The sequence below is a fragment of the Arboricoccus pini genome (assembly GCF_900187945.1).
GTDB lineage: Bacteria > Pseudomonadota > Alphaproteobacteria > Geminicoccales > Geminicoccaceae > Arboricoccus > Arboricoccus pini.
Genome location: NZ_FYEH01000019.1, coordinates 1 through 19206 on the forward strand (window position 1 = coordinate 1; position 19206 = coordinate 19206).

The window sequence follows — 19206 nt, forward strand, 5'->3', positions numbered from 1 at the left end:
CCTTCGCCCAGGCCGCCTTGAACGTCGACGAAGCCGAACTCGTCGAACTCTTCCTCAACCTAGCCAAACCAGTCGATTGAGAACTTACAACGCGCCATGAAAACGCCATACGCGATGTAACCGTTGGCAGATACGGGTCGAATAAGGAGTCGTCCCTTCTCGAAGGAGCCGCCATGCCTTGTCTCTCCAGATCGGCCGGGCCCGCTCGACCTTGCCAGAGAAACCAGCCGATTCGCGTTTCCCGGGCAAGGCTGCTATTTTTGCCGGCAGGCTGGGCGCTATAGCTTTCGGGCGTAGTGGATCATGCTGGACTTGATGGGGCAGTCGGTGCCGGGAGCGATTGCGTGTCGTGAGCGAAGACGACATCCCCGACGATAGGGAAGCTCGGCTGGCTGCGGGCATGGCGGCAGCCCAGCAAGGCGATGCCGATGCGTATCGATTCGTGCTGCACCAGTGCGTGAGCATCATCGCTGCCACCGCGAGGGCGCGTGGCGTCGATGCCGGAAGGATCGACGATGTGGTACAGGAAACCCTGATCACGATTCACCGCGCCAGGGCTACCTACGATCCGGCACGCCCTTTCCTTCCATGGCTGCGCGCGATCGCCAGCCGGCGGGCGATCGACAGCCTGCGCGGCCAGGAACGACACGGCCGGCGCGAGGTGCATGACGCCTTCGCCTACGACACGCATGCCGACCCGGCTCCCGGGGTCGTTCACGAGCTGGAACGGCGGGACGATCTCCGGCACCTCTCGGCCGTTGTCGAGACGTTGCCTGAAAGCCAGCGCCAGGCCGTACGACACTTGGCGCTGGAGGAGCGCTCGCTCGGCGAAACGGCGGCCCTCACCGGCCGCAGTAAGATCGCCTTGAAGGTCAATCTCCATCGGGGCATCCGGGCGCTGCGCGCCAAACTTGCAGGAACGTACGACGATCATGGCTGAATGGTCCGAGGAGCAGTTGATCGACAGGCTGGCTGCGGATCTAAAGCCTGTCCGTAAATCACCGTCAGCCTCCCTGATGGCCGGCTTATGGCTGGCCGTGGTCGTCGCGATCAGCCTGTTCCTGGCCCTGGTCTCGGACGTTGGCAGCATGCTGCACCGTCTCACGGCGGCGCCCGACATGTGGCTCGCGGTCCTGGGCTCCTCGCTGACGACCATCCTGGCGGCCATCGCTGCTTTCCAGACGAGCATTCCCGGCCGAAATCCCTATTGGGGCCTCCTGCCTTTGCCCGCCCTGGCCATCTGGATCGGCTTCAGTGGCCTTGGCTGCCTGCGCGACCTGATCTTGCCAGACAGCGAGCCCGCGACCATCCGGCTGTCCATGGATTGCGTGTTCTTCATCCTCGGCCTGTCAGTTCCGCTATCGGCGCTCATGATCATCATGTTGCGGCGGACCTTTCCGCTGCGACCGAACCTGACCGCCTTGCTGGGCGGCATAGCGGCGGCGGCGGCGGCGGCGACGCTACTTAACTTCTTCCACCCCTTCAATGTGACGGCGAGCGACCTTTTGCTCCATGCCCTGGCCATCGGCCTGATTGTCGGCTGCAACCGGCTCCTGGCGAAATCAGCCTACGCCCCAGGGTCCGGCCGATAAGGCGGCACGCCGGCCTTTACGCGATCATCCGGCCTCCGGCCCATACACCTGCCCGTGATCGCCCCTTGCCGAAAAAGTTCGCTTTGCATGTAACGCGCGGTCAAACGGGGGCGAATATGAGGCGATTGGTCGAATGATTCGATCGACAACCCGAAAAGGAACCCTCTCATGCGCAGTTGCGCCACTTTCGCCGCCGCCTTCGCGATCGCCCTCGGTGTGGCGGGTACGCCGGTCGCCTTCGCCCAAAATGCCATGTCGCCCGCGAAAGGCGACGCCATGAGCAAGGATACCATGAAACAAGGTGCCATGAAGCACGACGCCATGAAGCACGACGCCATGAAGCACGACGCCATGAAGAAGGGTGCCATGAAGAAAAGCGAGGGCATGAACAAGAACGCGATGATGAAGGGCGCGATGGCCCCAGCCTCCGGCAATTGAGGCATCGAGGCGTCCCAGGCGGCCGGGCGCCAGGTCCCACCTTGATCAACGTCGGCCATGCGCGGGCGGCGACGCTATCGGGATGAGATTGCCGTCCCCATGACGGAGAACGAGGTCGACGACCGTCAACGCAAGGAGTAGCGGGGACCAGGCGTCCACGTTCGGACGCTCCTCCCGAGACGGACCTAGCATGGACGACAATTCGCCACGCGACGATACCGAGACCGACCCCGTCGACGATAATCCGCCCCCGGGCGCCTGCCGCCTGCGCCCGGGAGCGGCCATCCCGGGCCGCCGAGGCTGGCAGGTGCTGGCCATTCTAAGCACCCTCATGGGGTTCGCCTCGATCTCGACCGATCTCTATCTGCCGGCCATGCCGGCGATGAGCCGCTCGCTCCATGCCGATAACGGCACGCTGGAGTTGACGGTCTCGGCCTATCTCATGGGCTTCGCCTTCGGCCAATTATTCTGGGGGCCTATCAGCGACCGCCATGGTCGACGTTGGCCGGTGGCGATCGGCATCGTCCTCTTCGTGATCGGCTCGGCCGGCTGCGCGCTTTCCTATGGCGTCTGGACGATGATCGGCTGGCGCGTCGTGCAGGCGGCCGGTGCCAGTGCCGGCGTCGTCCTCGGGCGCGCCATGGTGCGCGATCTCTATGAAGGGGACCGAGCGGTCCAGATGATGTCGACGCTGATGACGGTCATGGCGATCGCCCCCTTGATCGGTCCCTTCCTTGGCGGTCAGATCATGGCCCTGGCCGGATGGCACGCGATCTTCTGGACGCTGGTCTGCGTCGGCCTGGTCACCCTGGCATCGTTGTCGATGCTGCCTGAAACGCTGTCGGCCGCCAGGCGCAATACCGAACCGCTCGGCATCGCGCTCGTTCGCTATGCTGAACTCGCGCTGGACCGCCGCCTCCTCGGCTATGCTGGCGTCGGCGGATTTTACTATGGCGGCACCTTCGCCTACGTCGCGGGCTCGCCCTTTGTCTATATCAGCTATTATCACGTGCCAGCAGGGCTCTACGGGCTGCTCTTTGGCGCCGGTATCACCGGCATCATGATCGCCAACACTCTAAATGCGCGTCTGGTCGTGCGCCAGAGCAGCGACCGCCTGCTGTTCTGGGGCACTGGCCTCGCCGCCGTCTCGAGCGTCATCGTCGCGGTGGCGGCCTGGACAAACTGGGGCGGCCTTTGGGGACTGATCCTGCCCTTATTCGTTTTCATCGCCTCCTCCGGCCTGATCGTGGCCAACTCGATCGCCGGCGCAATGCGCGGCTTTCCGTTCAGTGTCGGCGCGGTCTCGGCCTTGGTCGGCGCCATCCAATATGGCAGCGGCATCTTAGGCTCGGCTCTGGTCGGCGCCTTTGCGGATGGTACCCCCCGCCCTCTGGGTTGTGTGATCGCGCTGGCCGGCATCGGCAGCCTCGCCTGCACACGTCTGATCGCCGCCAATGGCGACCGGGACCACAAGCCCGGCTGAACGCACCTCCCTCCCCTCGCCAAGATCAGCGGCGAGATTGTCGGCAAGCCTGCGCGCATGCATCGCGCGGGTATGATCTGACAAAGCCAAGATGGCCGAAAATGTCGCTCGAAATGACGGGGGTGGTCAGCTCGTCCTGGGCGAACCCGCGCATCAAGGCATTGATCTCAGGCACGCGGTCGCTGCGCCGCGCCATGGCATCGGGTCAAGGCGTGCTCAGATTACGCGGCGAGGTCTGACTCCTCGATCGCGGCTCACTTGGGCTGCGCGCCGAACCTGCGGGAATAGTCGCGGCTGAATGGCGATGCATTTTCATAGCCGACCTTGAGCGCCACCGTCCCGACTTTGGTGCCTTCGATATCATCAGATGCCGTGCCTCCGTCAGCCGAAGTTACTTTTGATATTGAAACGGCGTCATCCTGGTCAGTTGATCGAATCGACGGCGAAAGGAGGAAGTCCCCAGCCGCGCGATCGAGGCAAGCTCGGCGATGGAGACCAGTTCGCTAACACTCTCGCGGGGACTTCGGATCGCCTCCATGACACGCATGGAATGATCACTTGCCAGGAGCAGGTTCGCGATTTTGCCGCCCGGAGCCGGCTAGTAGCCAGTAACAGATCTCCTGCTTGATCATCGGCGCCAACGTCGGCAAGGCACGCGGCCTATCGAGAAACCGCATCATGCGCAAAACGCTATCGGCGAGTGCAGCGCTGAAATCGATGAGGACCACGCCCGCTGGAGCCCTCGTCTTTATCGAGGCGCATGCCGGTTTCTTCCATCGAATGCGGGCTGAATCAGGGAGGTGGCGGATGGCGCCGCCTCGGACAGTGATGGCGACGAGCGGCCCCTTTTCGGCAGGCCGAAACCCTGCCGGGCCAGCCGGAGCAACGGCGTCCCTGCCTGGGCAAGCGGCAATGGCGGGCCCAACGCGCGTGGATGGATTCGGAAGGCCAGGCCTTGGCGCGGGACAGGCAAGTTTACTCGCGCGCGACCGAGGCCACTTCCCTTCGCGCATTTCATGCAGCAACAAGAAAACGATCCGGCTGCCCTACCCGTCTGCCGCCAAGAGGAGCGGCTGTCCTTCGCGACGACACCGTGGCCTGGATTATAGCACCTGTCTTGCTGTGGAATCCCGACGTTCCATCGTGTCAAGCAAGGGCAGGCCGCGTGTGCGCCGGAAGCTGCCGACAGGACAGGACGTGGAGGTTCAGGGGGCGAATCGGGTATGGCTGCGATGCGCGAGATACCAGTTCAGCAGCCGTTTGGTGATCTCCGTCAGGACTAGCCGCCTTCCTAGACGCCCAGCTGCCGCAGCATGCGGTGCATGGCCTCCGGAATTTGGATCAAGACCAACCTCTTGCCCGGGCAGCTACTGCGTCGGGCTGCCATCTCCGGAATTGCCTTCTGGGGACGCACTGCGAGATCGCGCGGGCTTGACCGGCTGTTCAGCCGCAGGCCCGACGGGCCGCCTCGGGGTCGTCATCGAAGATACAGATGACATGTCAGCGGTTGCAGATTGGCCACCGGTCAAAAAAAGGCGGATCGTTTCCGATCCGCCTTTCTCTGACTGACTTGTCCCCGACCCGCCCAGAAGATCTGGCGGCCGAGGCGCGGAGATGATCAGGCTGCGACCGAAGCAGTGGCGCCGGTCGGAACCGAAGAGATGGTCTTGAGGATCTGTGAAGCGATCTGGTAGGGGTCGCCCTGCGAATTCGGACGGCGATCCTCGAGATAGCCCTTGTAGTCGTTTCGCGCGAAGCTGTGAGGCACGCGGATCGAGGCGCCACGGTCGGCGATGCCGTAGCTGAACTGGTGGATCGACTGCGTCTCGTGCTTGCCGGTCAGGCGCATATGATTGTCCGGCCCGTAGACGGCGATATGGTCCTCGCGAGCCGCCTCGAATGCCGCCATCAACTTCTCGAAATATTCCTTGCCACCCACTTCGCGCATGTAGCTGGTCGAGAAGTTGCAATGCATGCCGGAACCGTTCCAGTCGGTATCGCCCAGCGGCTTGCAGTGCCACTCGATATCCACGCTGTACTTTTCCGTCAAACGCTCAAGGAAATAGCGGGCGAGCCACATCTCGTCGGCCGCACGCTTGGAGCCCTTACCGAAGATCTGGAACTCCCACTGGCCCTTGGCCACCTCGGCATTGATGCCTTCGTGGTTGAGGCCGGCCGCGAGGCAGATGTCGAGATGAGCTTCGACGATCTCGCGGGCAATATTGCCCACATTCTTAAAGCCGACACCGGTGTAGTAGGGGCCCTGCGGGGCAGGATAGCCGTTCTCGGGAAAGCCCAGGGGGCGGCCGTTCTGATAAAAGAAATACTCCTGCTCGAAACCGAACCAGGCGCCATCGTCATCAAGGATGGTGGCGCGCTTGTTCGAGGGGTGCGGTGTCTCTCCGTCCGGCATCATGACTTCGCAGAGAACAACCGCGCCGTTCGTGCGCGTGATGTCCGGCACGACGCGCACCGGCTTCAAGACGCAGTCGGAGCTGCGGCCTTCGGCCTGCAACGTCGAGCTGCCGTCGAAGCCCCAAAGGGGCAACTGTTCGAGCGTTGGAAACGCGTCGAATTCTTTGATCTGAGTCTTGCCACGAAGGTTCGGAACGGGCGTGTAGCCGTCGAGCCATATATATTCGAGCTTGTACTTCGTCACTGCTGCATTCTCACAAACTGATGACCCGAGCCGAGTGATCGAGCATGCGGCCGCCGAGACGGCCCACGCCACCTAGGCGAATCCTGTGCCAGATGCCGCACCGCCGAGCGTCAATGTGATCAAACCCACCACAGGGTATGTCGAAGCGACGCGCGACCGTCCACGCATTCACCGATTCTTAAGAGGAATCGTGTGCTCTACCGGATGACTGACGGCGACGATGTAGGCCGCGCGCGGCCCGCCGCGCAAGCCTTTCTGCCACACAAAGAAGCAGGACGTTAATTTGGCTATTTATTGGTCATTCTATGATGTTAACATAGGCATTATGCGTAAACGTGGTGCATCTTCTGCTCAAATCAGTTATAGTTTCTCCCCAAATCGCGAAACGTCGGATGGAGCCACGTATCATGATGACCAATCCTCCCCGTAGATCAGCGGAGATCTACCAGTTCCCGGCCCGCGGTCGATCGCTGGAAGCGACGCGCCGCGAAGCAGCGCAGAACATGGTCCGCGACCTGCCTGCCATGAATAGCAAGATCGTCTATGGCGGCGGCTGGTATCATGAGGAAGCCATTCGGGAAGCCGAGAACCGCCGCAGGCGTTGAGCGGTCCGCCATGGCTGTGCACGCATATCTGCCGGATGGCGCGGCAATGACCACATTGCATATGTCGTCGATACAGACCCGATCGGTCCTCGCAACCAGCAAGGATGCCGGCTAAGTCGAGATTCGCCCCAAAGCTCGCGATGGACGAATCGATCGGCACATCAAAACTCCCGGCTTTGTCCTTGCTGGCGCACGTCCCACCTCGCGACGGCGGTATCTGGAAACCCGGTGTCGATTCGGCGCACTACGGAACGACGTCCGTGCACCCTCGCGACTAGCCGCTGGCGGCCGACGACATAGGCTGAGAGGCTGCGCCAAACGGTGCCCTGCCGCCACGGACGCCGCGGACCGCAGGACCGATGATTCGGCATCTGGTGAATGCGCCCAGACCGCGAGCTGCTGATGACGCCTCACTCCTCAACGCGCTGAAGAAGTCACAATAGACACCGTCGGCTATCAGGCGGGCCGCGCATGGCACTGGAACAAAGCTAGGCGTCGCGCCACGCGGGCGGCATGCCGAAAGGCAGCCTCCCGGCACTATCGGCCGAGTATCCCGGTCCGGGGCTAGAGCCTCCTTGAGCCCTCGACTAGCGAGCCCGATGACGGCGTCGCCCGAGTGGCCGTGCGGCCTTGACAGGACGCAACAGCCAGTCTTTTAGCTGGCGCATAATAAATGCGTATCAGGGAACTAACGCGATGGACCGTAGAGGCTTGTTGAAAGCCACAGCCAGCAGCGTGCTGCTTGGTTGCGGAGCGCTCGGTGCTGGACAAGCCATGGCCGCCGAAGCCTGCCTGAAGCCCTGGCAGGACGGAACGAAGCCGGCCCGCTGGCCGACCAAGCCCGGCCCCTACAAGATCGCGATCTCCAACTCCTATATTGGCAATACGTGGCGCACCGAGATGGTGCAGGTCGCCAAGTCTTATGTGAGCCGGCCGGAAGTGGCCAAGGATGTAGCCAGCCTGCGTGTCGCCAGTGCTGGCAATGACGTCGCGGCCCAGATTGCCCAGTTGAACGAGATGACCCTGGCGGGGGTCGACGCGATCATCCTCAATGCCGCCAGCCCCACCGGCCTGAATTCTGCCATCAACCAGGCGGCAGCGGCCGGCATCCTGGTCGTTTCGTTCGACAATGTCGTCACGACGCCCAAGGCCATCAAGCTGAACCAGGATCAGTACCAGATGGGCAAGGCATGGGCCCAGTTCGTGCTGGACCAGACAGGCGGCAAGGGCAGCGTGTTGATGGTGCGTGGCGTGGCCGGCACCTTTGTCGACCAGGAGCGCACCCGCGCTGCCATGGAACTGTTCAAGCCATATCCCGACCTGAAGCTTACGGAAGTATACGGCGAGTGGGACGACGGCACGGGCCAGAAGGTGACGGCCAATGCGCTGGCGGCGGGCGGAAAATTCGATGCCGTCTGGTCCCAGGGCGGCACGACCGGCGTCTGCCGTGCCATCCAGCAGGCGGGGCAAAAGATCCCGCCCACGGCTGGCGAGGCCGAGAACGGTTTTCGCAAGCTTGCCTATGAGCTTAAATTCCCAATGCTCTCGATCGGCCAATCGCCGACGCTCTCGGCACTCTCGATCATGGCAGCCGTCAACATCTTGAAGGGCGAGCCGACGCCGAGCGAAATCTCCATTCCATTGCCGGTCGTCACCAATGAGACGCTGGAGCCCGGCAAGAACTTCTTCCCCGATCTGCCCGACAGCTTGTTCACAGCAATCAATATCGGCGCCTGCGGGCTTGAGTTCGATGTCAATGAAGTACTGGCACAGAAGGTTTAGGCGATCTTGGACGCGACCTACGCGCAAGAGGGCCACCGGCGACCGCTGCTGGCCGCCGGCGGCATCGTCAAGCGATTCGGAGGCACGCTGGCTTTGGACCGCGCGGATCTAGCCTGCTTCCCCCGCGAGATCCACGCCCTCCACGGCGCCAATGGTGCCGGCAAGAGCACCATGGTGAAAATCCTCTCGGGCATTTTCGCGCCCGATACCGGGACCATCACCCTGCGCGGCCAGCCGGTGAGCTTTGCCAACCCGCGCGAGGCCGCGAGCCATGGCATCGGTACCGTCTTCCAGGAACTCTCGCTCTTCGCCCACATGACAGTGGCCGAGAATGTCATGATCGGCCGCGAGCCAACAGGACTTCTCGGGCGGATCGCCTCGGGCAAGCTACGACGCGACGTGCAGATCCTGCTCGAGCGGCTGAAGATCACCCATCTCGATCCCGATGCCATGGTCGCCGACTTGTCGCTGGCCGATCGCCAATTGGTCGAAATCGCCAAGGCCTTGGCCGGCGATCCCGGCGTTCTCATTCTGGATGAAGGCACCTCGGCGCTGGCCCCGCGCGAGGTGGACAGGCTCTTCGCCATCCTGCGCCATCTCCGGCTGGAAGGCCGCGCGGTCATCTTCATCTCGCACCGAATGGCCGAGGCGCGCGAGCTCGTCGATCGCGTTACAATCTTTAGAAACGGTCAGAGCGTCGTTACGGCACCCATGCAGGACCTCGACGACGAAGCCATTGTCGAGCACATGCTGGGCCGACGCGTCGAGCAATCCTTCGAGCGCAAAGCTGGCGTCCCGCCCAGCGTCACCCCCCTCTTGCGCGCCCGCGGGCTGACCGTCGCCGATCGCATCAAGGATCTGGATCTGACGCTTGAGGCCGGCGAGGTCGTCGGCCTGGGCGGCCGGGAGGGCCAGGGCCAGGGCGATCTCCTGCTTGCACTCTTCGGCGCCTATCGACGTCTGGGAGGTCGGATCGAATGCCGAGGTCAGCCGATCCGTACGGGGACCCCCTGGCGCGGCAAGGCTGCCGGCATCGCGCTCATTCCTGAGGATCGCAAGGTCCAAGGCCTGCTTCAGCCCATGGGAATCCTCCCCAACCTGACGCTGGCCACCCTGCCCCGCTTTGCGCGTCATGGCCTCATCAATCGCGGCCAGGAAGATGCCTTGGCGGGCAACCTCCAAGATCGCCTGGCCATTAAGGCGGCCTCGCTGCGCCTCCCCGTGCGCTCCCTCAGCGGCGGCAATCAGCAAAAGGTCGTCCTCGCCAAATGGCTGGCGACGGGCGCCGACATCTTCCTTTTCTATGATCCCACCCGTGGCATCGATGTCGGCACGAAGCAGAGCTTCTATCGGCTCATCGAGGAGTTGGCGGCGACCGGCAAGGCCGTCCTGCTCTATTCGACCGAGACCGCCGAACTCGTCGGCCTCTGCCACCGCGTGCTCGTCATGAACGACGGCAGGATCACGGCCGAACTCAAGGGCGATGGCTTGAGCGAGGCCGCCATCATCCAGGCCGGCGCCTCGGCCGGCGTCGCTTCGCCGGAGAGGGCCCTGCATTGATCCTCACGCGCTATCGCCCCGCACTTCTGGCCCTCATCGGCCTGCCACTGATCATCATCCTTTACTGGACGCAACAGCCCCTCATCCTGTCGAGTTTCGGCGCCCGGATCCTGGCCAACCAGGGAACCACGCTGGCCCTGGCCGCCATGGCGCAGATGGCCGTCGTCCTGACGCGCGGTGTCGATCTCTCGGTCGGCGCCATGGTCGGCCTCAGCAACGCCATCGCCGCCACCTACATGGGCGACAGTCTGACCAGCGCCACGCTCACGATCATCGCCGTCCTGCTCATCGGCACGGCGGCCGGCGCGCTCAACGGCGTCATCGTCGCCGTCGGCCGCATCCAGCCCATCATCGTCACCCTGGCCAGCCTTTACATTTATGGCGGCCTTGCCCTCCTGGTCCTTCCGGAGCCTGGGGGTTCCGTTCCCGATTGGTTCGCCACCGGCCTTACCGATTCGACCGGTCCGGTGCCGAACGGACTGATCTTTCTTCTGGCCGTCATCTTTCTCGTCTGGCTGCCGATCATGAGCAGCCGCCTCGGGCGAAGCATCTATGCCGTCGGCGACAATGAAGGCGCCGCCTATGTTTCCGGGCTCAATGTCGTGCGCGCCAAGATCGTGGCCTACGCCATGAGCGGGCTGCTGGCCGCTCTGGCCGGCCTCTTCCTCACCGCCCAGACGACTTCGGGCGACGCTACGATCGGCAGCGGCTACACCCTGAATTCAGTTGCCGCCGTCGTCTTTGGCGGCGTACCGCTGATGGGTGGCCGGGGCGTCGTCCTCGGGCCGGTGCTGGCGGCTTATTTTCTCTCGATCATCGTCTCCGTGCTCTTCGCCGCCGGCATCTCGCCCTTCTACCAGAGCGTCGTCCAGGGCGGCCTCCTCATCATCGTCCTCGCCGCGGGCAGCTACCGCGCGCTGAGTTCACCCAACTGGCTCCAGGTCCTTCGCGCATGAACGCCACGCTCCAGGGCCGCCGCTCCAGTCCCGCCCTCCTCATCGCCGAGCATAGCGTGCTCGTCGCCTATATCCTCCTTCTTCTTCTGGTGGGCGTGGCCATCGCGCTCAACCCGGCGTTCGGCTCGCTCGGCAATCTCAAGGCGCAGTTGCTCATCGCCTCCTTCGTGGGGATCATCGCGATCGGCCAGACCTTCGTCATTCTGACCGGCCATATCGACCTCTCCGTCCCCTGGAATCTCACCTTCTCGGCGATCCTGGCCGCCACGTGCTACGCCAACGGCTATGGTATACCCGCGGCCTTCGGCCTCGGGATCGGTTTTGGCGCCCTGGTGGGTGCCTTCAACGCCGTGGGGGTTGCCATCTTCCGCGTCCATTCCCTCGTCTGGACGCTCGCCACAAACGCCTTGCTCCAGGGCCTGGCCCTCCTCTACATCAACGGCCAGCCGCCCCGCTCGACCATCCCGCCTTTCTGGCGTGACATGGTGACCGGCGACGTTGGCGGCCTGCCGATGGCGGCGCTTCTCTGGCTGGTGCTGGCGGTGCTGACCATCGTCGTTCTCAAACGCACCAGCTTCGGGCGCAAGGTCTACGCGACCGGCACGAATGAGACGGCTGCCTTCCTCTCGGGTATCGACACGAGGCTCGTCTATCTGACCGTCTTCATAATCTCAGGCGCAAGTTCGGCCGTGGCCGGCCTGCTCCTCACCGGCTACGCGTCCCAGACCTATCTGGGCATGGGCAACGATTATCTCCTGGTGCCCATTGCCGCCGTCATCATTGGCGGCACGAGCGTGCTGGGCGGGACCGGTGGCTATGTCGGCTCGATCGCCGGCACGCTCATGGTAGTCGTCCTGCAAGCCGTGCTGTCGACGGCGCAGATCGGCCAGGCCGGCAAAAATATCATCTTTGGCGGCATCATCCTCCTCCTCGTGTTGCTCTATGGCCGGGCTGCCCGCGTGAACGACTGAAAGCGCGGGCCGGGGTGGGCATTCAAGGCCCGGCTGTGCTAGGCCCTCCGCCAGCGCATCTTGCGCCAAGCTACCCCACGCCTGCGACCACAGCCGATGATCTCCAGCGAACGCCTGCCTCGCCATACGGACGAACGAGATCCGCCTGCTCTGGCGACCACGGCACCCGCTCCCCCGCACCGGAACTGGGGTGCGCTCGCCGAAACCTTGGCGACCCGACTCTTCTGGGCTGTCTGCGCCCGGCTCTCGCCCGAGCATGCGGGGCAATTAGGCGCGGTGGTGGGGCGCTGCGTGGGACGCTTCTCGCGCCGACGGGACATCGTCCGACGCAATCTCAAGGTTGCTTTTCCCGAGCGCTCCAGTCGCGAAATCGAGCGGCTCGTCGGAGATGTCTTCAGCAATGCCGGGACGGTATTTGGCGAATATCCGCACCTGGCGACCATCGCTGACCCGGCCTCGGAGCGGATCACGGTCTCGGCCCACCCCGATGCCCCCACTAATGAGCCGGCCATTTGCCTGACGCCGCATCTGGCCAATTGGGAGGTGCCGCCCATACTGCCCCTCAGGCTCGGCGTGCATGACATCACGGTCGTCTATTCCCCCCGTCATCCAGCAATTGACGCCCGCCTCCTGGCCTTCCGTCGCGCCATGGGCATCACCGTCATCTCGCGCGATAACAGCATGCTGACCCTCTACCGCGCATTGAAGCGCGGCGGCTCGATCGGGCTGGTTGCCGATCGTCGGGATGGCGATGGCAAGCGCCTGCCGTTCTTTGGTCGTCAGCGACCCGTGTCGCTCATCCCCGCCCGCCTCGCTATCAAGGCCAATGTGCCCATGACGACGGCCCACACGCGCCGTGTCGGGCCCGGCCGCTATCATCTGCACCTGGACGCCTCTATTCGTGCCGACCCAACGCTTCCCGACGACGAGGCGCGCGCCACGGCGATGATGATGGAGGTCAATCGCCGCTACGAGGCCTATATCAGCCAGTCGCCAGGCGACTGGTTCTGCATGAACCGCCTCTGGAACAAGAAGATCACTGGCCTGCCGCACCCAGGCGCCGAGCCTTGATCAGCCAGATGGCGGCCAGGCTGGCGCTCTCTCCCGCTCCGCCTACTACGGATGGCCAGCACCGCTCCGCCCGCTAATCCTCCAGTCGGAAGCCTACGGTCAGGACGACTTGAAAATGGCCCACTTTGCCGTCGGCGACGTGGCCGCGAATCTGGCCCACCTCGAACCACTCCACATGGCGCAGCGTCTTGGTCGCCCGCTCGATAGCGGTCTTGATGGCATCGTCGATGGAGACGGGCGAGCTGCCAACCAACTCGGTCCGGCGATAGACATGGTTCTCCGACATGGTCTCTCCTCAACGGTCGCTTTACCGGAACGTCCGGTGGCATAGCTAACGATGACCGGCTGTCATCGTTCCGGATCCCGGCAAGGCAAATGCGGCGCTGGCTCGCATTGCCAGGGCCACGCGGGCCCGCCATGAAAGAGCCTGGACCTTCAGGAGTGCCAGATGTCGATCGAGCTTTTCAGCCTTGCGGGGCGACGCGCGCTGATCACAGGCGCCAGTCAGGGCATCGGCCTGGCGCTGGCAACAGGACTCGGTCGCGCCGGCGCCAGCCTTGTGATCAATGGGCGCGACGTTGCCAAGCTCGAGGCCGCAAGCGATGGCCTGCGCGATAAAGGGCTCGATGTTCGCGCCATGGCCTTCGACGTCACGGACCAGGCGGCGACCCAGGCCGCGATCTCGCGCATCGAGGTTGAAGAAGGCCCGATCGATATCCTCGTCAACAATGCCGGCATGCAGCGTCGGGGCCCGCTCGAGAGCTTTGCCGCCGAGGACTGGCACGCCATCCTGCGCACCAACCTCGACAGCGTCTTCTTCACGAGCCAGGCCGTTGCCAGACACATGATCCCGCGCGGACGCGGCAAGATAATCAACATCGCCAGCTTGATGAGCGAGGTGGCACGCTATGGCGTCGGACCCTACACGGCCAGCAAGGGTGCGGTTAAGAATCTGACGAAGGCCATGTGCACCGACTGGGCGCGGCATGGGCTGCAGGTCAACGCAATCGGTCCCGGTTACTTTGCCACGCCCTTGAACAAAGCCCTGAGCGAGGACGCGACCTTCGATCAGTGGCTGAGACAGCGCACGCCGGCCGGCCGCTGGGGCAAGGTCGAGGAACTCCAGGGGACCGCGATCTTTCTTGCCAGTGCGGCGGCCGACTTCGTCAACGGCCAGGTGATCTATGTGGATGGTGGCATCCTGGCAACGATCTAGCTTTTGTCGAGGGCTGCGCTGCCGGCAGCCGCAAGGATAGTGTCATGCCGGTCATCTCGACCAAACTGACGTACCGCGAAGGCCATCCTAATCGTCCGGATCGCGCGTCGATCGGCAGGCTCCTTTGCGAGGTGTTCGGTCTGGACCTCGACATTCTGGAGGAGCTCGATCTCCGAGAGCCCACCTACAGGGCCTTTACCTACCACGACGTGACCGGCGACTGCATCGCCAGTGCCGCGGCCTTTGTCCTGCCACTCATCGTCGATGGCCGCAGGGTGCCGGCGGTGGGCGTGCAGTCGGTGGCCACTCGGCCGGACTGGCGCGGCCAGGGCCTCAGCCATTCGCTGCTGGATCGTCTTCTTCGCTGGTGCGACGAGAGACGCTGTCTCGTCTTCCTGATGACCTCGATCCCCGGCTTCTACGAGCCCATGGGATTTCGCATCCTGCCGCAGCACTTTTTTTGCGGCGAGGGACCTGCTGTCCTGCCAGCCTCAGCCATGGCGCGGCGCCTAGATCTGGGGTTGCGGCTCGATCGCCAGCTCATAGCGACGATCGCACGCCGGCGGCAGCCGGTCTCGAGGGTCTTTGCCCTCTCCGGCATGGCCGGAGCCTTCGTGCTCAATCTGCATCATGATAGCGATCTCGAGGTCTGGCACCTGGCATCCCACGATGCCATCATCGTCATAAGGCATGAGGGAAATGCCTTGCACATCGTCGACGTCGTGGCGACAGGAATACCCTCCCTTGCGACGATCCTTGCGGCTTTGGGCCTGCCGCAGTCGCAAATCGTCGTCCATTTCCCTCCCGATCAGCTAGGCTGGCAGGGTAGCGCTACCTTGGCGACACCACCGCTTGTCTTGATGGTCCGAGGCGATCTCAATCTACCGGGTCCGGTCATGATACCGTCGACCTTGGGATTCTAGGCTGCGCTTGCCGTCTGCTTCGCGATGGATGGATTTCCTTGCGGGCCGGTTCCGCCATCGCGCGATCTGCTCTAGGGTCGCGCCCGCTTTTCAGCGCCGGAGTCGATTGCCATGACCGCCTATGATCTAGTCCTCGCCAATGGCCAACTGGTCCGTCCCTGGGGCATCGAGCAGGCGGATATCGGGGTGCGGGACGGGCACATCGTGGCGATCGGCGATCTGCGAACGGCCGTGACGGCCGAACGCATCGACTGCGCCGGGCTGCATGTTCTTCCCGGCCTGATCGATCCGCATGTGCATCTGCGCGATCCGGGCGATCCTGCCATCGAATCCATTCCCGATGGCACCAAAGGAGCCGTGCTGGGTGGCCTTACCGCCGTCTTCGACATGCCGAACACGGCCGAGTCGGTGATCAATAATCTGCGCCTGACGCGCAAGCGCGACGGGATCAAGGGTCGCTCCTGGTGCGACATCGGCTTTTATGTCGGCGCCACCAAGACGAACATCGCCGAACTCGCGGCCCTGGAAGAGGAACCGGGCGTCTGCGCCGTCAAGGTCTTTGCCGGCTCCTCCACCGGTGATTTGCTGGTCGAGGACGACGAAAGCTTGCGGCGGGTGATGCTGAACGGCAGGCGGCGCATCTGCTACCATTCCGAAGACGAGGAACGCCTGCAAGCGCGCAAGCCGCTCTTTGCCGAGGGCGGTCCCTACCGCCTGCATATGGAGTGGCGCGACGTGGAGTGCGCCTATCTGGGCACGCGGCGGCTGATGGCACTGGCCCGCGAGACTGGCCGGCCGGCGCATATCCTGCACGTCTCGACCGCCGAGGAACTGGCCTATCTCAGGGATTTCCGCGACGTCGCCAGCGTCGAGCTTTTGGTCAATCATCTCACGCAGTCAGCACCGGAGGCTTATGAGCGTCTGGGCGGCTATGCGGTGATGAACCCACCCATCCGCGAGCAGCGCCACGTGGATGCGGCCTGGGCTGCGGTGGCGGACGGCATGGTCGACACGATCGGCTCCGACCATGCACCGCATCCAAAGGCCGCCAAAGAGCGCCCCTGGCCTGCCACGGCTTCGGGCCTTACGGGCGTGCAGACCCTGGTACCGATGATGCTCGACCAGGTCAGTCAGGGACGCCTTAGCCTGACGCGCCTGGTCGACCTGATGGCGGCCGGTCCCGCCCGGATTTACGGCGCTGTCGCCAAGGGACGCCTGGCGGCCGGCTACGATGCTGATTTCACCATCGTCGACATGGGCAGGAAACGGACGATCACCAATGACTGGATCGTCTCGCCCTGCGGCTGGACACCCTTCGACGGCCAGACCTGCCAGGGCTGGCCAGTCATGACGATCGTCCGCGGCCAACTCGTGATGCGCGAGGACGAACTCCTTGGCAAGCCGATCGGCCAGCCCGTCCGTTTCAGAAGCTGAGCCGCTCAAGCCGTTCCGGACTCGGCTGGCCCGCCCTATCGCCTGCGACAGGAGGACCGCGTCTCAGGGCCTCTCGCCGCGGGCAAGCCTGCCATTGATGTCGTCGATGACGGGGATGAGTTCGGCCACACTGTCGATGACGAAATGGGCGCCTGCCGCCCGCAGGCGCCCATAGGCAGCCTCGCGCCGCGTCGCCCGCTCGCCATGGGGCAGAGCCTCGGCGGCCTTGCGGGAAAGGCCGAAAACATTGCCGGACAGGGCGACGCCCACCGTCCAGGTGCCGCCATTCAGGCCCTCGGCAATGCCGACCTCGGTATCGTCTATCTTGACGGCCCGCCAGGCGGGCCAGATGCCGAGATCGAGGAGGGTACGGTAGATCATGAAGGGGGTCGGCCGCCCCTGCGCCGTGTCGCCGGTGCAGACCAGGCTGTCGACATCGAGGCCCTGCTCGGCGGCGACAGGCAGGATGCGCTCCATGATCTCGCGGGTATAACCGGTCGTCGAGCCGATCTTCACGCCGCGGCTGCGCAACGCCGCCATTGTCTGCGTCACCCCCGGGATCAGGGTCGCGTAGCCGGCGGCCACGGCAATATTCTTAGGGACGAAGACCTCATAGACAGCATCGATGTCGGCCTCGCTGGGCTCGCGACCGTGCTGCTTCCTCCAGGCCGCGGCAATCCTGGGCATTGCCATCAAGGTCGCGATGTGCGGGCGCTTGGCCATCCCCATGGGCCCCCGGGCCTCGTCGATCGAGATCGCGACGCCGAACTCAGCGAAGGTTTCGACGAAGGCGCCCATCGGGGCCAGCGAACCATAGTCGACGAGCGTGCCCGCCCAGTCGAAGATGGCACAGGTCAGTCGGTTGATCATGCAAGCCCCATATCGCGTGTGGCGTCGTCCTGGTCCTCGTAGAGCCTGCCACCTCTTGCCATCAAGCCCGTAAGCGTACGCTCCTCGGCTCGCTGCCGCCAGGTCAGCAGCCGCTCCATGCCCTCGATCCTGAGTTCCCGGGCTTTGGGATCGGCGGCCCGGTTCACAGTCTCCATCGGATCCGCCACCAGGTCGAAGAGCACGGGCGGCAGGCCGGCGAAATGGACATATTTCAACTTCTCTGTACGGACGACCGAAAGGTTGCACCATTCCGAGGGCAGACCGAAGGCCGTCTCGGCGGCACGACCGGCAAGATCGCGAAAATCATGGGCCCAGAAGACAGCGTCACGCCAGGCTTTGGGCGTCTCGCCCCGGATCCAGGGCGAGAGATCCCGGCCGTCGGCGTTGCGCGGCGCCGCCAACCCGCTGGCCGAGAGCAGGGTTGGCAGCAGGTCGATCGCCTCGCTGAAAGCCTCCACCCGGCGACCACGGCCCGGATCGGCCGCCGCCCTTGGGTCGCGCAGGATCAAGGGGATATGCGCCGACTGGTCGAAATAGGCTGTCTTGCCCAGGAGGCCGTGGTCGAACAATTGCTCGCCATGATCGGCCGTAAATACAATGAGCGTCCGCTCCCACCGCCCCTGCTGGCGCAGCGCCTGGAAGATGCGGCCGAGATTGCGGTCGACCTCCCGCGCCAGTCCGGCATAGACCGCCCGGATGCGAGCGACCGTATCCGCGTCGATATCGGCAGCCGGACCGCTCAGTCCCGGCACGAAATTGGCGATGTCGATTCGCTCCAGGAGCCACGCCAATAAGGGGTGCTGGAGGCGTTCGGCCGCGTGGCCTGCGGCGCCGATCGGCGGCGGCAAGGACGCGGGATCGACAAGCCGGTCGAATGGCTCGGGTGCCACGAAAGGCGGGTGCGGCGCGATGAAGGAGAGATGGGCGCACCAGGGCGTCGCACCTGCCACCGCCAGCCAGTCGATGAACCGGTCGGCAAGGAAGGCGGTCTCGCTGTCCCGGGCGTCATAGATCGCGGGTGCCGGAAAAGGGGCCCGATCGAAAACACCGCCCCTGCCCGCGTCGGGATCGGTCGGCGGATAGCCGGCCCGCCGCAGATGAGCCAGCCAGGGAGCCGCCGCCTCGTTCAGGAGCATCTCGGGCAGGATGCCCGGGGCGATGTTCTCGTAATTGCCGAGATCGGGATCGGCCGGCGGGCGGCCACGCGGGTCAAGCGTCGTGTCGGTATAACCAAAGAGACGCGGCTGGTAGCCCGCCCCGCGCAGCAACTGGAACAAGGTCGGATGGCGTGCGTCGAGCGGGGTGCCGTTTTGAATGCTTCTGTGCTTGTGCGCATAAAGCCCGGTCCAAAGGGAGGCGCGTGCCGGACCGCAGGGATAGGCCTGGTTGAAATGACGCTCGAAGGTGACACCCTCGGCCGCCAGCCCTTCCAGGGCCGGAAATGGGCCGGCCAGGCGCATGAGATCGCCTCGCCACTGGTCGGCGGTGATCAAGAGGATGTTCAAGGGTGCATTGTCGGCCATGAATTTTACCGTTGCCCGCAGGGTACGGGTGCTATGGTCGGGATTCGCCTGGGCGGCAATCCAGCGGCACTCAGGTCAGGCCTCGCCGGATGATAGAGGGCG

At 64.2% G+C, this 19206-nt stretch carries 19 protein-coding genes; 14 read left to right on the forward strand and 5 right to left on the reverse strand.

Going from position 1 to position 19206, the window contains the following annotated elements; genetic code table 11:
- The first annotated feature begins 349 nt into the window (after window positions 1-349).
- The 5 genes from CFB17_RS17675 to CFB17_RS19360 all read left to right on the forward strand — a co-directional run bounded on the left by CFB17_RS17675 (window position 350) and on the right by CFB17_RS19360 (window position 3752).
- A complete protein-coding gene (locus CFB17_RS17675) occupies window positions 350-940 on the forward strand; it encodes a sigma-70 family RNA polymerase sigma factor (RefSeq protein WP_207762174.1) in 591 nt (196 codons plus the stop codon).
- Window positions 933-1592 (forward strand): NrsF family protein, encoded by a 660-nt coding sequence (locus CFB17_RS17680; RefSeq protein ID WP_088562909.1) that lies wholly within the window; start codon window positions 933-935, stop codon window positions 1590-1592. Before CFB17_RS17675 ends, CFB17_RS17680 begins: the two co-directional genes overlap by 8 nt.
- 168 nt (window positions 1593-1760) lie before the next feature.
- Window positions 1761-2030, forward strand: a complete 270-nt coding sequence (locus tag CFB17_RS17685; protein ID WP_088562910.1) for a pentapeptide MXKDX repeat protein — start codon at window positions 1761-1763, stop codon at window positions 2028-2030.
- Window positions 2031-2220: 190 nt separating this feature from the next.
- A complete protein-coding gene (locus tag CFB17_RS17690) occupies window positions 2221-3513 on the forward strand; it encodes a multidrug effflux MFS transporter (RefSeq protein ID WP_088562911.1) in 1293 nt (430 codons plus the stop codon).
- 101 nt (window positions 3514-3614) lie between these two features.
- Complete coding sequence (locus tag CFB17_RS19360; protein ID WP_165769694.1) at window positions 3615-3752, forward strand: hypothetical protein; 138 nt, start codon at window positions 3615-3617, stop codon at window positions 3750-3752.
- A 315-nt stretch (window positions 3753-4067) separates the two neighbouring features.
- Here the strand turns inward: CFB17_RS19360 and CFB17_RS20115 are convergent, their stop codons facing one another.
- Together CFB17_RS20115 and CFB17_RS17700 are read right to left on the reverse strand one after the other, a co-directional pair.
- Complete coding sequence (locus tag CFB17_RS20115; RefSeq protein ID WP_407642440.1) at window positions 4068-4526, reverse strand: AraC family transcriptional regulator N-terminal domain-containing protein; 459 nt, start codon at window positions 4524-4526, stop codon at window positions 4068-4070.
- A 605-nt stretch (window positions 4527-5131) separates the two neighbouring features.
- Window positions 5132-6172, reverse strand: a complete 1041-nt coding sequence (locus tag CFB17_RS17700) for a glutamine synthetase beta-grasp domain-containing protein (protein ID WP_088562913.1) — start codon at window positions 6170-6172, stop codon at window positions 5132-5134.
- Between the two features lie 407 nt (window positions 6173-6579).
- Between CFB17_RS17700 and CFB17_RS17705 the strand changes: the two genes are divergently transcribed.
- From CFB17_RS17705 to CFB17_RS17730, 6 genes are all read left to right on the forward strand, one after another.
- Window positions 6580-6777 (forward strand): DUF2735 domain-containing protein, encoded by a 198-nt coding sequence (locus CFB17_RS17705; protein ID WP_106408576.1) that lies wholly within the window; start codon window positions 6580-6582, stop codon window positions 6775-6777.
- Between the two features lie 711 nt (window positions 6778-7488).
- The gene (locus CFB17_RS17710) at window positions 7489-8559 is read left to right on the forward strand and encodes a sugar ABC transporter substrate-binding protein (RefSeq protein WP_165769696.1); all 1071 of its coding nucleotides are present in this window, start codon (window positions 7489-7491) and stop codon (window positions 8557-8559) included.
- 6 nt (window positions 8560-8565) lie between these two features.
- Window positions 8566-10119, forward strand: coding sequence for a sugar ABC transporter ATP-binding protein (locus CFB17_RS17715; RefSeq protein ID WP_088562916.1), 1554 nt, complete (start codon window positions 8566-8568; stop codon window positions 10117-10119).
- On the forward strand, window positions 10116-11075 hold the full coding sequence (locus tag CFB17_RS17720) for an ABC transporter permease (RefSeq protein ID WP_243389939.1): 960 nt from the start codon (window positions 10116-10118) through the stop codon (window positions 11073-11075). The genes CFB17_RS17715 and CFB17_RS17720 overlap by 4 nt, the downstream gene beginning before the upstream one ends.
- Window positions 11072-12046: an ABC transporter permease gene (locus CFB17_RS17725; protein ID WP_088562917.1), complete on the forward strand. Its 975-nt coding sequence runs from the start codon at window positions 11072-11074 to the stop codon at window positions 12044-12046. The genes CFB17_RS17720 and CFB17_RS17725 overlap by 4 nt, the downstream gene beginning before the upstream one ends.
- A gap of 96 nt (window positions 12047-12142) precedes the next feature.
- Window positions 12143-13117 carry a lysophospholipid acyltransferase family protein gene (locus CFB17_RS17730; RefSeq protein WP_088562918.1) on the forward strand — a complete coding sequence of 325 codons (975 nt, stop codon included), beginning with the start codon at window positions 12143-12145 and terminating at the stop codon, window positions 13115-13117.
- A gap of 73 nt (window positions 13118-13190) precedes the next feature.
- Here the strand turns inward: CFB17_RS17730 and CFB17_RS17735 are convergent, their stop codons facing one another.
- Complete coding sequence (locus CFB17_RS17735) at window positions 13191-13403, reverse strand: dodecin (protein WP_088562919.1); 213 nt, start codon at window positions 13401-13403, stop codon at window positions 13191-13193.
- 162 nt (window positions 13404-13565) lie between these two features.
- Between CFB17_RS17735 and CFB17_RS17740 the strand changes: the two genes are divergently transcribed.
- From CFB17_RS17740 to CFB17_RS17750, 3 genes are all read left to right on the forward strand, one after another.
- Window positions 13566-14333: an SDR family oxidoreductase gene (locus CFB17_RS17740; protein WP_088562920.1), complete on the forward strand. Its 768-nt coding sequence runs from the start codon at window positions 13566-13568 to the stop codon at window positions 14331-14333.
- Window positions 14334-14377: 44 nt separating this feature from the next.
- Window positions 14378-15256, forward strand: a complete 879-nt coding sequence (locus CFB17_RS17745) for a GNAT family N-acetyltransferase (RefSeq protein ID WP_088562921.1) — start codon at window positions 14378-14380, stop codon at window positions 15254-15256.
- A gap of 111 nt (window positions 15257-15367) precedes the next feature.
- Window positions 15368-16690, forward strand: a complete 1323-nt coding sequence (locus CFB17_RS17750) for a dihydroorotase (RefSeq protein WP_088562922.1) — start codon at window positions 15368-15370, stop codon at window positions 16688-16690.
- Window positions 16691-16753: 63 nt separating this feature from the next.
- Here the strand turns inward: CFB17_RS17750 and phnX are convergent, their stop codons facing one another.
- Both phnX and CFB17_RS17760 read right to left on the reverse strand, forming a co-directional pair.
- A complete protein-coding gene (gene phnX / locus CFB17_RS17755; protein ID WP_407642442.1) occupies window positions 16754-17557 on the reverse strand; it encodes a phosphonoacetaldehyde hydrolase in 804 nt (267 codons plus the stop codon).
- Window positions 17557-19104, reverse strand: coding sequence for an alkaline phosphatase family protein (locus CFB17_RS17760; protein ID WP_088562924.1), 1548 nt, complete (start codon window positions 19102-19104; stop codon window positions 17557-17559). The genes phnX and CFB17_RS17760 overlap by 1 nt, the downstream gene beginning before the upstream one ends.
- Between the last annotated feature and the right edge of the window lie 102 nt (window positions 19105-19206).

What these genes read in the sequence shown, in the direction of transcription:
- CFB17_RS17680 (WP_088562909.1), top strand. Translation starts at nt 933, where the DNA reads ATGGCTGAATGGTCCGAGGAGCAGTTGATCGACAGGCTGGCTGCGGAT.
- CFB17_RS17685 (WP_088562910.1), top strand. Translation starts at nt 1,761, where the DNA reads ATGCGCAGTTGCGCCACTTTCGCCGCCGCCTTCGCGATCGCCCTCGGT.
- CFB17_RS17690 (WP_088562911.1), top strand. Translation starts at nt 2,221, where the DNA reads ATGGACGACAATTCGCCACGCGACGATACCGAGACCGACCCCGTCGAC.
- CFB17_RS19360 (WP_165769694.1), top strand. Translation starts at nt 3,615, where the DNA reads ATGTCGCTCGAAATGACGGGGGTGGTCAGCTCGTCCTGGGCGAACCCG.
- CFB17_RS20115 (WP_407642440.1), bottom strand. Translation starts at nt 4,526, where the DNA reads ATGCGCGAAGGGAAGTGGCCTCGGTCGCGCGCGAGTAAACTTGCCTGT.
- CFB17_RS17705 (WP_106408576.1), top strand. Translation starts at nt 6,580, where the DNA reads ATGATGACCAATCCTCCCCGTAGATCAGCGGAGATCTACCAGTTCCCG.
- CFB17_RS17725 (WP_088562917.1), top strand. Translation starts at nt 11,072, where the DNA reads ATGAACGCCACGCTCCAGGGCCGCCGCTCCAGTCCCGCCCTCCTCATC.
- CFB17_RS17730 (WP_088562918.1), top strand. Translation starts at nt 12,143, where the DNA reads ATGATCTCCAGCGAACGCCTGCCTCGCCATACGGACGAACGAGATCCG.
- CFB17_RS17735 (WP_088562919.1), bottom strand. Translation starts at nt 13,403, where the DNA reads ATGTCGGAGAACCATGTCTATCGCCGGACCGAGTTGGTTGGCAGCTCG.
- CFB17_RS17740 (WP_088562920.1), top strand. Translation starts at nt 13,566, where the DNA reads ATGTCGATCGAGCTTTTCAGCCTTGCGGGGCGACGCGCGCTGATCACA.
- CFB17_RS17745 (WP_088562921.1), top strand. Translation starts at nt 14,378, where the DNA reads ATGCCGGTCATCTCGACCAAACTGACGTACCGCGAAGGCCATCCTAAT.
- CFB17_RS17750 (WP_088562922.1), top strand. Translation starts at nt 15,368, where the DNA reads ATGACCGCCTATGATCTAGTCCTCGCCAATGGCCAACTGGTCCGTCCC.
- CFB17_RS17760 (WP_088562924.1), bottom strand. Translation starts at nt 19,104, where the DNA reads ATGGCCGACAATGCACCCTTGAACATCCTCTTGATCACCGCCGACCAG.